This window comes from Actinomycetospora sp. (assembly GCF_055612215.1).
Genome location: NZ_JBVPVA010000496.1, coordinates 1 through 12076, shown reverse-complemented (window position 1 = coordinate 12076; position 12076 = coordinate 1). Strand labels below are relative to the sequence as shown.

Below are 12076 nucleotides of genomic sequence, written 5' to 3'. Positions count from 1 at the left end.
GGCGTGGCGAGCTTCGCGGCGCCGTGGAAGGTGAAGGTCGCGGTGTAGCTCACCCGGGTGCCGCCCCCGTCGGCCCCGGTGAACTCCATCTCGTCCTCGCTGGTCACCGTCTTGTTGCGCCCGACGATCCGCAGCCGGGTGGGCTCGTCGGACTCCAGGGTGTAGGTGAGCGTGGTCTGCCGTCCCCGGAACTCCGAGACGTTGGTCCACTGCTTGCCGACGCCGACGGGCACCGACGGGTCCACCGGCTCGCAGGAGACGGTCCCCGCGTCCCACTCGGTGGCGTTCGCGAAGTCACGCAGGTAGTTCCGCACGACGTCGAGCTGGGCGGGCGTGGTGACGGTGCGGGTGACGGTCGGCATGCCCCCGGCGTACCCCGCCGGGGAGCGGGCTACCGTTTTGGGTCATGAGCCAGCCGGATCTGGTCGTCGTGGGCTCGGGCTTCTTCGGCCTGACGATCGCCGAACGCGCCGCCAGGGAACTGGACAAGCGCGTCCTCGTCGTCGAGCGCCGCTCCCACCTGGGCGGCAACGCCTACTCGGAGCCGGACCCCGAGACCGGGATCGAGGTGCACCGCTACGGGGCGCACCTGTTCCACACGTCGAACGAGCGGGTGTGGGAGTACGTCAACCGGTTCACCGACTTCACGAACTACCAGCACCGCGTCTTCACGATCTACCAGGGCCGCGTCTACCCGATGCCGGTCAACCTGGCGACGATCTGCGAGTACGCGGGCCGGTCGATGAGCCCCGACGAGGCCCGCGCCTGGGTGACCGAGCACGCCGCCGAGATCGACGTGGCGGACGCGGCGAACTTCGAGGAGAAGGGCGTGGCGCTCGTCGGGCGCCCGCTCTACGAGGCGTTCTTCGCCGGCTACACCGCCAAGCAGTGGCAGACCGACCCGAAGAACCTCCCGGCCTCGATCGTCTCCCGGCTGCCGGTGCGCTACACGTTCGACAACCGCTACTTCAACGACACCCACGAGGGCCTGCCCGTCGACGGCTACACGGCGTGGCTCGAGCGGATGGCCGACCACCCGAACATCGAGGTCCGGCTCGACACCGACTGGTTCGACGTCCGCGAGGGCTTCGGCGAGGACGTGCCGACCGTCTTCACCGGGGCGCTCGACCGCTACTTCGACTACTGCGAGGGCGAGCTCGGCTGGCGCACGCTGGACTTCGAGCCCGAGGTCGTCACCACCACCGGGGACTACCAGGGCACCCCCGTGATGAACTACGCCGACCGCGACGTGCCGTTCACCCGCATCCACGAGTTCCGACACTTCCACCCCGAGCGCAAGCACTACCCGAGCGACAAGACCGTGATCGTCCGGGAGTACTCACGCTTCGCCGAGTCCGGCGACGAGCCGTACTACCCGATCAACACCCCCGAGGACCGCGCCAAGCTGGAGCGCTACCGCGAGCTCGCCCGCAAGGAGGCGACCAACCGCAAGGTCCTCTTCGGCGGGCGGCTCGGCACGTACAAGTACCTCGACATGCACATGGCGATCGGCTCGGCTCTCACGATGTTCGACAACCGCATCGCGCCGTGGTTCACCGAGGGCGCGGACTTCGACGGGGCCGACCCGCTCGAGGGCTGACCGGCGGGCGGGCGGGGATCGGTGACCGGACTGGCGGTCGCGCTGGCGCTGGTCGCCGCGCTGCTCCTCGCGGTCGGCTCGGTCGCCCAGCGTCGCGCGGCCGCGCTCGTCCCCGACGACGAGGCCCGGGGCCTGACCCTGCTGCGTCGCCTGGTCCGCTCCCCGACGTGGTGGGCGGGCAGCGTCGGCGACGTCGGCGGCTTCGTCGTGCAGGCCGCCGCGCTGGGGGTCGGGTCGCTGCTGCTGGTGCAGCCGTTGATCGTGACGACGCTGCTGTTCGCCCTGCCGCTCGAGGCGTGGACGGGCGGGCGCCGCGTCGCCCCGCGCGACGGCGTCTGGGCCCTCGTGCTCGCCGCCGCCCTCGCGCTGTTCCTCGTGGTGGGGGAGCCGACGGCCGGGCAGGACCGTGCGTCCCCCGCGGCCTGGGCACCCAGCGGTGCCGCGCTCGTCGTCGTGCTCGGGGGGTGTCTCCTCGCCGCCGCCCGCCGCCGCGGCCGGGTGCGCGCGGCCGCGCTGGCCGTGGCCACCGGGATCGCCTACGGGGTGCTCGCCGCCCTGACGAAGTCCGTCGTGGACCTGCTCGGGCAGGGGATCGTGCCGCTCCTGCTCGGGTGGGAGACCTGGACGCTCGTCGTCGCCGCGATCGGCGGGACCTACCTGCAGCAGGCCGCGTTCCAGGCCGGTGACCTGGCCACCACCCTGCCGGCGATCACCGTCGGGGAGCCCCTCGTCGCCGCGTTCCTGGGCCTGACCGTGCTGGGCGAGCGCATCGTCGTCGGCGGCGCCGAGTGGGTCCTCATCGGCGCGCTCGTGGCGACGACGGTGCTCGCGACCGTCGTGCTCGCGCGGTCACGGGCCACCGGGGCACCCGCACCCTGACGTGCGACGGTGACCGACGGGCGCCGGTGGGTACCTGCCGCCGTGTCCTCCGTGATCACCATGACCGTGTCCGGCGACCGGCCCGGCTACCTCGCCGAGACGCTCGAGTCCTGGTCCGCCGTGCGCGGGCTCGCGGAGTGGTCCTTCCGGTTCGTGGTGGAACCGGGGCGCGAGGAGTCGCGCTGCCGGGCGGTCGTCGAGGAGTTCGCCCGACGGCGGGTCGCGCGGGACGTCCACCTCGAGGTCAACGACGAGCGCCGGGGGGTGCTCGCGAACCCGCACCACGCGTTGTCGGGCGCGTTCGCGACCGGCGCCGGCTTCGTCGTGCTGGCCGAGGAGGACATCGTGGTCGCCGACGACGTCTGCGAGTTCCTCGCCGCGCAGCCCGACGACCCTGAGGTGCTCGCGGTCTGCGCCTTCTCCGCCCTCGCGGCACCGCAGCCCGCCGACGTCGTCGCCGACGCGCCGTTCAGCCCCTGGGTGTGGGGCACGTGGGCGGACCGGTGGCACGACCTGCTCGGCCCCCGCTGGTTCGACGCCGCCCGGGCCCCCCACGGCGAGCAGGGCAACGGCTTCGACTTCGGGATCGTCCGGCTGCAGGAGGCCGCCGGGCTGCGCGTGCTCGGCCCGCTGGCGAGCCGCAGCGACAACATCGGGCGCGAGGGCGGCGTGCACGCCCTGCCCGAGGAGTTCGAGGAGACCCGGGCGACGACCTTCGCCGCCCACCGCGACCCGGTGCGCTGGCGGGTGGCCGGCCGGGCCGTCCGCTGACCCGGACGTCGGAGCGGACCGTCGGCGCGCCGACCCCCGCGGGGCGGTCCCGGCCCTCGCGCGGGGGTGTCGGGGGAGCGGGCTACCGTCGGGACATGGCGACGCAGGCGGATCGCGGGACGGTGGAGCTGACGGTCCGGGCGGCGGAGTCCGCGCTGCTGCAGCGGATCATCCTGCCGCGCCCGGCCGACCCGGCGACGGTGCGCGCGCTCTACCTCGACGAGGGCACCGCGACGACGCTGCGCTCGGCCGCCCCCACCGCGGAGCGCCCCGGCACGGTCGACACCGAGGCGGACGACTTCGTGCTGCACCTCGCGACCTCCGGCGGCCGCCACGCCGAGGTGCTGTCCCGGACGCGCGTGCGGATCCCCGAGGGCACGGAGACGTCGTTCGCGGCCTACTTCAACGCCTTCCCCGCCTCGTACTGGCGGCGCTGGTCGGTCCTCGACGCCGTGCACCTGCGGCTGCGGCTCTCCGGCGCCGGCCGCGTCGACGTCTACCGCTCCACCGCGCGCGGGGTGCCGGTGCACGTCCACGGCGAGGTGGTCGCCGGCGAGACCGCGGTCGACGTGCCGGTGTCGCTGCGCCCGTTCGAGGACGGCGGGTGGGTGTGGTTCGACCTCTCCAGCGAGACCGAGCCCCTCGAGCTGGTCGACGGCGGCTGGTACGCCGACCGCCCGGCGCCCGGCCGCGCCGCGGTCACCGTCGGGATGCCGACCTTCAACCGCCCGTCGGACTGCGTGGACACCCTGCGCGCCCTCGGCGAGGACCCGCTGGTGCGCGACGTGCTCACCGCCGTCGTCATCCCCGACCAGGGCACGTCGAAGGTCCGGGAGCAGGAGGGCTACGACGAGGCCGCGGCGCTGCTGGGTGACCGACTCCGGATCATCGACCAGCCCAACCTCGGCGGCTCCGGCGGCTACAGCCGCATCATGTTCGAGGCGCTCGAGCACACCGACTGCGAGCACATCCTGTTCATGGACGACGACGTCGTCCTGGAGCCCGACTCGGTCCTGCGTGCGCTCGCCTTCGCCCGCTTCGCCCGCTCCCCGATGCTCGTCGGCGGCCAGATGCTCTCGCTGCAGGCGCGCTCGCACCTGCACGTGATGGGCGAGGTCGTCGACCGCACCACCTTCTTCTGGCAGCTCGCGCCGAACACCGTCGACGACCACGACTTCGCCGTCGACTCACTGCGCGAGACGCTGTGGATGCACCGGCGCACCGACGTCGACTACAACGCCTGGTGGATGTGCCTGATCCCGCGGGTGGTCGCCGAGCAGGTCGGGCAGCCGCTGCCGCTGTTCATCAAGTGGGACGACTGCGAGTACGGCCTGCGCGCCGGCGCCCACGGCTTCCCGACCGCGACCGTGCCGGGCGTCGCCATCTGGCACATGAGCTTCGTCGAGAAGGACGACAGCTCGGACTGGCAGGCCTACTTCCACGCCCGGAACCGCCTCGTCGTCGCGGCCCTGCACGGCCCGGACGACCCGAAGGCGATGCTGCTCGACTCGCTCAAGCGCACCCTGCGGCACCTCTTCCTGCTCGAGTACTCGGCGATCGCGCTGCACCAGATGGCGATGCGCGACTTCCTCTCCGGGCCCAAGGCGCTGTTCGGGGCGCTCCCGACGGCGCTCGCCGAGGTGCGGGCCACCCGCGCCCGCTACCCCGACGGGGCGGTGCACCCCAGCGCCCGCGACCTGCCCGAGCCCCCGGTCGGGGCGCTGGCCGCGCAGCTCTGGCCGCAGCCGCCGCTCGGCCGGGTCGCCCAGGTGAAGGCGCTCGCCGGGGCGCTGCGCCACCAGCTGCGCCCCGCGGACCCGGCGGCGTGGGAGCGCCCGCAGCGCAACGTCCCCGCCGAGCACGGGACGTGGTTCCTGCTGTCCCGGCTCGACGGTGCCACCGTCTCCACCTCCGACGGCACCGGGGTCACCTACCGCAAGCGCGACCGTCGCCAGTTCTGGGAGCTGCTGCGCGTCTCGCTGTCCCTGCACCAGCAGGTCCTGCGCTCGTGGCCGTCCCTGCGCCGCCGGTACCGCGACGGCATGGGCGAGCTGATCAGCCGGGAGGCGTGGGACGAGCAGGTGTTCCGCCGCTTCGCCCCGCCGTCCTGACGCCCGCCTCCAGCTGGTCGAGCAGGACGTCGCGCAGCAGCACGTCCGCGGCGTCGAGGCCGTCGGCGCGGATCCGGGCGGCGTCGAGGCCGAGCGAGACCGCGAGCACGCGGGCGCCGGCCGCCTCGAGGACCTCCCGGGCGTCCTCGATGGCGTAGCGGGCCCGCGTGCGGCCGCCGTAGCCGACGAGCGCGACGACGGTCGCGGTCCAGTCGGCCCGGGCGAGGTCGGCGAGGACGACGCGGGGGCAGGCGCGCACGTACTCCGGGACGAGCACGAGGGCGGCGGCCCCCGGGGTCCCGGTCGGCCGTCGGGCGGCGACGCCCTCCTCGAGCCACTCGGCCAGCCGGTCGCCGAGCACGGCCCGGGGCAGCCGGGGGCGGACGACGGTCGTGGTCACGGCGGCCTCCTCCCGGGCGATCGTGGTCTGGCCGCCCCACCGTCGCGGACACTCCCGGCCGCGCTCAACGCATTTCCGCGAGGGGCGAACGGAGCCGCCTCACCCGTTGATCAACAGCACAGGGGGCAGCTCGTCCGGTCTGTTGGCCTGCCTGACGTGCCCCTCGCGGGCGGGAGGTGTGTCTGGCGATCGGCCGCCCGGCCCCTCCCGTTGATCAACAGCACACGGGGCAGCTCGTCCGGCCTGTTGGCCTGCCTGACGTGCCCCTCGCGGACGTCACGGACGGCGGTGCCATCATCGGCACATGGCGGAGCAGGGGACCGAGGAGAAGTCGAGCACGAACAGCGACGACGCGGGACGGCACGCCGCCCCCGAGGAGTCGGGCTCGGGCGAGCAGCAGGCCCCGGCGGAGCAGAAGTCGGAGTCGTCGTCCGACGAGAAGTCGGGCTCGTCGTCCGAACAGAAGTCGGACTCGTCGTCCGGACAGCAGTCGGAGTCGTCGTCCGACAAGAAGCAGGACTCGTCCGATCAGAAGTCGGACTCGTCGTCCGATCAGAAGTCGGGCTCGTCCGACCAGAAGCAGGACTCGTCGTCCGGACAGCAGACCGACTCCTCGTCCGAGCAGAAGACGCAGGAGCACGCGAACGGGCAGAACCGCTCCGAGACGTCGGCCGAGGACGACGGGTCGGGCCGGCGCCGTGGCCAGGCGGACACGTCGTGGGCCGAGGACGAGCACGAGCGGACCGGCTCCTCGCGCCACCGCTCCGTCGACGTCGGCGAGCTCGCCTGGCGGACCGGGAACGTGCTGGCCACCGTCGTGCGCACGCTGGCCCTGCTCTTCGCGCTGGTGCTGATCGTGAACGTGGTGCTGGTGCTCGTCGGGGTCAACCCGACCAACGGCGTCGCCCAGTTCGTCGGCACCGTCGCGAGCGTGGTGATCCTCGGGTTCCGGGATCTCTTCGTGCCGACCAACCCGACGGTCATGCTGATCGTGAACTCGCTGATCGCCGCGGTCTTCTGGGCGTTCGTCGGCGAGCTGCTGTCCCGCCTGATCCGCTTCCTCGCCGCGCGCGTCAAGTGACGGGGCGTTGATCAGGGGTACGTGAGGCAGCCCGCGCGGCGGGCGAACCTGCGTCACGTGCCCCTCGTGGCGAGCCGCCCGGAGCGTCGGCTGATCAGGGGCACACCACGCGCGGCAGGCGGTCGTCCGGCCTGCGCCGTGTGCCCCTGGTCGGGCTCGACGCGGGCCCGCCCCGGAGTCCCGTCGATCAGGGGCACGTGAGACACCCCGGGCGGTGGCTGAGCCTGCGCCACGTGCCCCTCGGCAGGCCGTGGCGGGTGCCTCGGAGTCGTCACACCCCCGTCGGCGCGACCGCCGGCCCGCCCGCGGCCGCCCCGGCCCCCACTCCGCCGGGGACCGCACGCACCGGGATCAGCGCGGCGAGCCCGAGGAGCAGCACGATCCCGATCCCGAGGATCCCCCAGCGCTGCTCGCCGAACAGCGTGATGAACAGGCTGAACAGGGCCGGCGCGAGGAAGCTGACCGCGCGGCCCGTCGTCGCGTAGAGCCCGAACAGCTCACCCTCGCGGCCCGGCGGGACGAGGCGCGCGAGGTAGCTGCGCGAACACGCCTGGGCCGGGCCGACGAAGAGCGAGAGGAACAGGCCGCCGACCCAGAACGCCGTCGTGCCCGACGCGGGCAGCAGCGCTCCGGCCACGATCACGAGCGCGGCCAGCGAGACGATGATGACGCGCTTCGGCCCGATGCGGTCGTCGAGCATGCCGCCCATCACCGCGCCCAGCGCGGAGACGACGTTCGCCGCGATCGCGAAGAAGATGACCTCGGTCGCGCTCAGCCCGAACGTCCCCGCGGCCAGCACACCGCCGAAGGTGAACACCGCCGTGAGCCCGTCGCGGTAGATCGCGCTCGCGACGAGGAAGCCGAGCAGGTTCCGGTCGGTCCGGCCCAGGTCCACGATCCGGCGCACGAGCAGTGCGTAGGAGCCGAACCACCCCACGGACGCGGCCTCGGCGTCGCCGGGGGGCGCCGGGTAGGGGAAGCGCATGAACAGCACCGGGATCGCGAAGACCGCGAACCACGCGGCGCACACCAGCGCGATCACCCGCGGCCCGAGGTCGGCCGAGGCGAACGTGATCGCCCCGATCGGCGCGATGAACAGCAGCAGGCAGCCGACCAGCAGCACGATCCCGCCGAGGTAGCCCGCCGACCACCCGACCCCGGACACCCATCCGGTGCGCCCGGGTGGCGCGAGCCGGTAGATCATCGAGTTGTACTCGACCTGCGCGAGCTCGTAGGCGAACGTGCCGATCCCGAGCAGCACCAGCCCGAGCAGCAGGTACGACGGCGAGCCCTGCACGAGGAACATCAGCGCGGTGGCGGCGACGATCACCGCGGTGAGCGCGCCGAGGCGTCGCTGGCGGCCCTGCTCGGCGCCGGCGGCGTCGCTGCGCTGTCCGTACACCGGCGCGGTCAGCGCGACCAGCACCCCCGAGATCGCGATCGTGTTCGCGAGCGCCGCCGAGCCCGACGCCTCGTCCGCGGCGACCGAGGAGGTCAGGTAGACGGTGAAGACGAACGTGGTGATGACGGCGTTGAAGGCTGCCGAGCCCCAGTCCCAGGCGGCCCAGGCGATCAACGGACCCAGCGTGCGCGGCGGCGCGGCGGCCTCCTCGGTGGACACGCGGCGGACGCTATCGGGTCGCTGCCGCCCGCGAGGCCCCGCGCGACACGCGCCGCGACCACTGGGCGCTCGGCGTCATCCTCCTGGCGCAGTGCGTCGACGCGCTCGAGATCGGCCGGAGACCGCGGCGTGATGGCCCGGTGATCACGCGTGGGTGATCACGATGTGCGGGTGTCGCTTTACCGTGACACGAATGCCGTCCGGACCCGGACGGAAACGCTCGGGCGCGACACCGACGAGTGACGATGTGTCGCGACGCGTGCACGACCCCTTTGCGGACACTTTCCGACGTCTTCTGATCCCATTCCGCCATGCGATCGACCGGTCGCCCCGAAGACCTGATCGAGAGGACATGAACGTGGGAGCTTTCCGCAAGGCAGTCCTGGCCACGTCGCTGGTCGGTGCCGGCCTGGCCGCCACCACCGGTGCCGCCTTCGCCCACGACGGCGGCGGGACCACGGTGCAGAAGGGGCTCATCAACTCCAGCGACTTCGCGCCCAACACCTCGCTCGACGCCTGCAACAACGACGTCCCGGTGAACGTGGGCGGCATCCAGGTCCCGGTCCAGGACATCGCGGGCGCCGTCCCGCTGCTGTCGAAGGCGGAGAAGGGCAACGCGGCGACCAACGCCAAGTCCTGCCACAACCCGATCTCGGCCTCCAACTAGGAGCGCCGCGGGTCCCCCGAGACCCGTTCGAACGACGCGCCCGCCACGCCAGCTCCCCCCACGGCGTGGCGGGCGCGTCGTCGTCTCCGGGGCCGTCTACCGTGCGCTCACGGAGCTGGAGGAGGGTGCGACGGTGCTGAAGGGCTTCAAGGACTTCCTGCTCCGGGGCAACGTCGTCGACCTCGCGGTGGCCGTCGTGATCGGAGCCGCGTTCACCGCGGTCGTCACGGCCTTCACCACCGCGTTCCTCAAGCCGCTGATCCAGCTGGTCTCCGGCGGTGGGCAGTTCGCGGGCACGTTCGTCGTCAACGGCGTCCCGTTCGACTACGCGTCGTTCGTCAACGCCGCGATCACGTTCGTCCTGACGGCCGCCGCCATCTACTTCCTCGTCATCGTGCCGCTCAAGATCGTCCAGGAGCGCCGCAAGCGCGGCGAGGAGGCCGGGCCCTCCGAGACCACCGACGTCGAGCTCCTCACCGAGATCCGCGACCTGCTGCGCGAGCAGTCCCAGGCGCGCCGTCCGGGACGCGGCGACGACGGCGGCACCGCCGGTCGGATTCCGCACCAGGAGCGGTAGGTAGGTGGCCTTCGGCCTCGAGAGCACTTTCGGGTGCCATGACACCGGAAAGTGCTCACGGGCGCGAAGCGCACCCTATTGGCTCGCCCAGTAGCCGAACGAGCGGTAATCGGGGTACGGCGCCAGGTAGGGCTGACGCGGGCCGAGGGTCACCGCGAGCGTCGACGACGTGACCGCGTCACCCGGGATCATGAACGACGACTGCGCCCAGGCGCCGTCGGCGGTCGTGAACGTCCAGTCGCCGACGCCCTGCCCGTCGGCGGCGACCGCGACGACGCCGGCCGAGGTGTTGCGGTCGCGCACCGGCTCGCGGGCGTCCACGCGCGACGTCAGCGTCACCGGCCGCCCGGGCGTGAGCCCCCGCAGCACGAAGTGCTCCCCGCCGATCACGTGCCGACCGCTGTCGACCACCACCCGGCCGCCGGGCAGCGTCTCGTTGCGGACCTCGGTCTGGTCGCCGACCCCGACCAGCGCGCGGTCCACGCCGTAGCCGTGGGCGGCCTCGTCGGCGAGGTCGCCGACGTTGAGGTGGTCCACGACGCGTCCGGGCACCGGGCCGTCCGGGGCGTCGCCGCTCCCGACGTGGGACCAGTCCGCGCGCCACACGCTGATGATGCTGCAGTCCCCGGTGGTCTGGCAGATGCCGCCGAAGGGCCCGGGCTCGCGCTCGGGGCTCTTGCCCTCGAACGAGGTCAGGGGCCGGTCGCCCAGGATGCGCGCGGCGGCCAGCTCGCCCACCGGGAGCAGTTCGGTCTGGTCGAAGATCGAGAAGTACGTGGGCCGCTGGTCGGCGGGCAGGTGCGCGAGGGCCTCGTACATCGCGCCGGAGCCCTCGAGGGCGGGGCGGGCCAGGCCCGGCGTCGTGAGCCCGACGAGGTCGACCACCCGGCGCCCGGAGAACCACGCGACGGCGCCGACGTCGTTGACCCCCACCACCGCGCCGGGCGGGGTGTGCCCGCGCAGCCACTGGGACACCGACACCGCCGACTCCCGGATGCCCGCGGCCTGCTGGGCCCCGCGCAGGGCCCACGTCGGCGCCGAGACGAGCGCGAACGCGAGCAGCACGGCGACGATCCCGGCGGAGACGATCCGGCCCCGGCGGGCGTCGGCGGCGGCCCGTCCGACCGCCCGCGCGCCCAGTACGGCCAGCAGCACGACGACGGGCAGGAACGGCTGCAGGTAGCGGCCGTCCTGCCAGAGCGCGGTCGTCAGGGTGGCCACCGCGACCAGCACGCCGACGAGCCCGAGCCCGAGCACCCCGGCCACGATGCGCCGTGGCGGCGCGCCGAGGGCCAGCGCGGCGACGCCGACGGCGGCGAGGAACGCGACGCCCGGGCCGGCGACCTCCGTCGTCGAGGTCCCCCCGACGAGGTCCAGGGCGTTCTGTGCGGTCGCGAGGAGCCGGTCGAGGACCTCCAGCGGCGAGCCCAACGGACGGGAGAACCACGACTTCGCGGTGATCCCGCTGTTCTCGGCGGAGCCGGTCAGGACGCGGTACAGGAGCAGTTGGGCGACCGCGGCGAGCAGCGGGACCAGACAGCGGGCCACCACAGGGACGAGGCGACGCGGCGTGTCCAGCCCACGGCGGTGCCGCACGGCGAGCGTCGCGGCGACCCCGGCCAGGACCACGACGACGAGGACGAGCCCCTCCGGACGGGTCAGGACGAGCGGCGTGGCGACCCACGGCAGCACCCGGAACCGTCCCGCGTGCTGCTCGCGCACGAAGGCCAGCAGCGTCCCGGCCACCAGGACCGCGACCAGGCCGACCTCCATCCCGCTGGTGGCTCCCCACAGCAGCGGCCCGCACAGCGCGGTGAGGACGGCCGCCACGGTGCCGGTGCGCGGTGAGCCCAGCGCGCGGCCCAGCAGGGCCACGAGCACGACGGTGCCGGTGAAGCACACGACGCCGAGCGCGAGCGCGGTGTAGAGCAGCAGACCGGTCGGGACGACGACGGAGGCGGCCCCGAGCAGGAGCACGTAGAGCAGGCTGCTCGCCCCGGTGGTGCGGGGTGCGCCGGGCTGGTAGCGCAGGAACTCGCCGAGCCCGACCTGGTGGGCGTACTGCAGGTGGATGTAGACGTCGTCGAGCGGGGGGACGACGCGGCCCTGGTTGTAGGCCGCGTTCAGCGCCAGCGTCGCCAGCGCGGTGACCACCGCGAGCGCGCCCACGGCGAGCAGCGACGCGTCGGGACGCCTCCAGTGGGTCTGGAGGTCCCCGTGTGGGTGATCGGTGGTCGGGTCCGGGCGAGGCTGCTCGGCCCCGAGCCCCGGTTCGGCCATCGTCTGGCCCCTGGTCACGGCATGTCCTCCTCGTCCCGCCTCCCCGGCGGCGACCCGCCCACGGTCGGGGGGCGTCGCGCGGGGTCGGG

General features: G+C 73.5%; 11 protein-coding genes. 7 read left to right on the top strand and 4 right to left on the bottom strand.

Going from position 1 to position 12076, the window contains the following annotated elements; genetic code table 11:
- A partial coding sequence (locus tag AC0CYZ_RS13900) for an SRPBCC family protein (RefSeq protein ID WP_472216256.1) occupies nucleotides 1–362 on the bottom strand: 362 nt, incomplete at its 3' end.
- A gap of 44 nt (nucleotides 363–406) precedes the next feature.
- On the opposite strand from AC0CYZ_RS13900, the gene glf reads away from it, so the two are divergent.
- The 4 genes from glf (at nucleotide 407) to AC0CYZ_RS13880 (ending at nucleotide 5361) form a co-directional block, all read left to right on the top strand.
- The gene (gene glf, locus AC0CYZ_RS13895) at nucleotides 407–1600 is read left to right on the top strand and encodes a UDP-galactopyranose mutase (protein WP_472216254.1); all 1194 of its coding nucleotides are present in this window, start codon (nucleotides 407–409) and stop codon (nucleotides 1598–1600) included.
- A 21-nt stretch (nucleotides 1601–1621) separates the two neighbouring features.
- On the top strand, nucleotides 1622–2479 hold the full coding sequence (locus AC0CYZ_RS13890) for a DMT family transporter (protein WP_472216252.1): 858 nt from the start codon (nucleotides 1622–1624) through the stop codon (nucleotides 2477–2479).
- Between the two features lie 60 nt (nucleotides 2480–2539).
- Nucleotides 2540–3250: a hypothetical protein gene (locus AC0CYZ_RS13885; RefSeq protein WP_472216250.1), complete on the top strand. Its 711-nt coding sequence runs from the start codon at nucleotides 2540–2542 to the stop codon at nucleotides 3248–3250.
- Between the two features lie 95 nt (nucleotides 3251–3345).
- Entirely contained in the window at nucleotides 3346–5361 is a 2016-nt protein-coding gene (locus AC0CYZ_RS13880) for a glycosyltransferase (protein WP_472216248.1), read from the top strand.
- Here the strand turns inward: AC0CYZ_RS13880 and AC0CYZ_RS13875 are convergent.
- Entirely contained in the window at nucleotides 5306–5761 is a 456-nt protein-coding gene (locus AC0CYZ_RS13875; RefSeq protein WP_472216246.1) for a hypothetical protein, read from the bottom strand. The genes AC0CYZ_RS13880 and AC0CYZ_RS13875 overlap by 56 nt on opposite strands.
- Before the next feature lie 304 nt (nucleotides 5762–6065).
- Here AC0CYZ_RS13875 and AC0CYZ_RS13870 point away from each other — a divergent pair, with 304 nt between their 5' ends.
- Complete coding sequence (locus tag AC0CYZ_RS13870) at nucleotides 6066–6842, top strand: hypothetical protein (RefSeq protein WP_472216244.1); 777 nt, start codon at nucleotides 6066–6068, stop codon at nucleotides 6840–6842.
- Nucleotides 6843–7113: 271 nt separating this feature from the next.
- Here the strand turns inward: AC0CYZ_RS13870 and AC0CYZ_RS13865 are convergent, their stop codons facing one another.
- Nucleotides 7114–8463, bottom strand: coding sequence for an MFS transporter (locus AC0CYZ_RS13865; RefSeq protein ID WP_472216242.1), 1350 nt, complete (start codon nucleotides 8461–8463; stop codon nucleotides 7114–7116).
- Nucleotides 8464–8815: 352 nt separating this feature from the next.
- Here AC0CYZ_RS13865 and AC0CYZ_RS13860 point away from each other — a divergent pair, with 352 nt between their 5' ends.
- Both AC0CYZ_RS13860 and mscL read left to right on the top strand, forming a co-directional pair.
- A complete protein-coding gene (locus tag AC0CYZ_RS13860) occupies nucleotides 8816–9130 on the top strand; it encodes a hypothetical protein (RefSeq protein WP_472216240.1) in 315 nt (104 codons plus the stop codon).
- A gap of 133 nt (nucleotides 9131–9263) precedes the next feature.
- Nucleotides 9264–9707, top strand: coding sequence for a large conductance mechanosensitive channel protein MscL (gene mscL / locus AC0CYZ_RS13855; RefSeq protein ID WP_472216238.1), 444 nt, complete (start codon nucleotides 9264–9266; stop codon nucleotides 9705–9707).
- A 75-nt stretch (nucleotides 9708–9782) separates the two neighbouring features.
- Here mscL and AC0CYZ_RS13850 read toward each other — a convergent pair whose 3' ends face one another.
- A complete protein-coding gene (locus AC0CYZ_RS13850) occupies nucleotides 9783–12005 on the bottom strand; it encodes a hypothetical protein (protein WP_472216236.1) in 2223 nt (740 codons plus the stop codon).
- Nucleotides 12006–12076: the final 71 nt, after the last annotated feature.

Bases quoted from the DNA above. Each gene is read 5' to 3' on its own strand.
- AC0CYZ_RS13860 (WP_472216240.1), top strand. From the start codon at position 8,816: ATGAACGTGGGAGCTTTCCGCAAGGCAGTCCTGGCCACGTCGCTGGTC.
- AC0CYZ_RS13885 (WP_472216250.1), top strand. From the start codon at position 2,540: ATGACCGTGTCCGGCGACCGGCCCGGCTACCTCGCCGAGACGCTCGAG.
- AC0CYZ_RS13870 (WP_472216244.1), top strand. From the start codon at position 6,066: ATGGCGGAGCAGGGGACCGAGGAGAAGTCGAGCACGAACAGCGACGAC.
- glf (WP_472216254.1), top strand. From the start codon at position 407: ATGAGCCAGCCGGATCTGGTCGTCGTGGGCTCGGGCTTCTTCGGCCTG.
- AC0CYZ_RS13880 (WP_472216248.1), top strand. From the start codon at position 3,346: ATGGCGACGCAGGCGGATCGCGGGACGGTGGAGCTGACGGTCCGGGCG.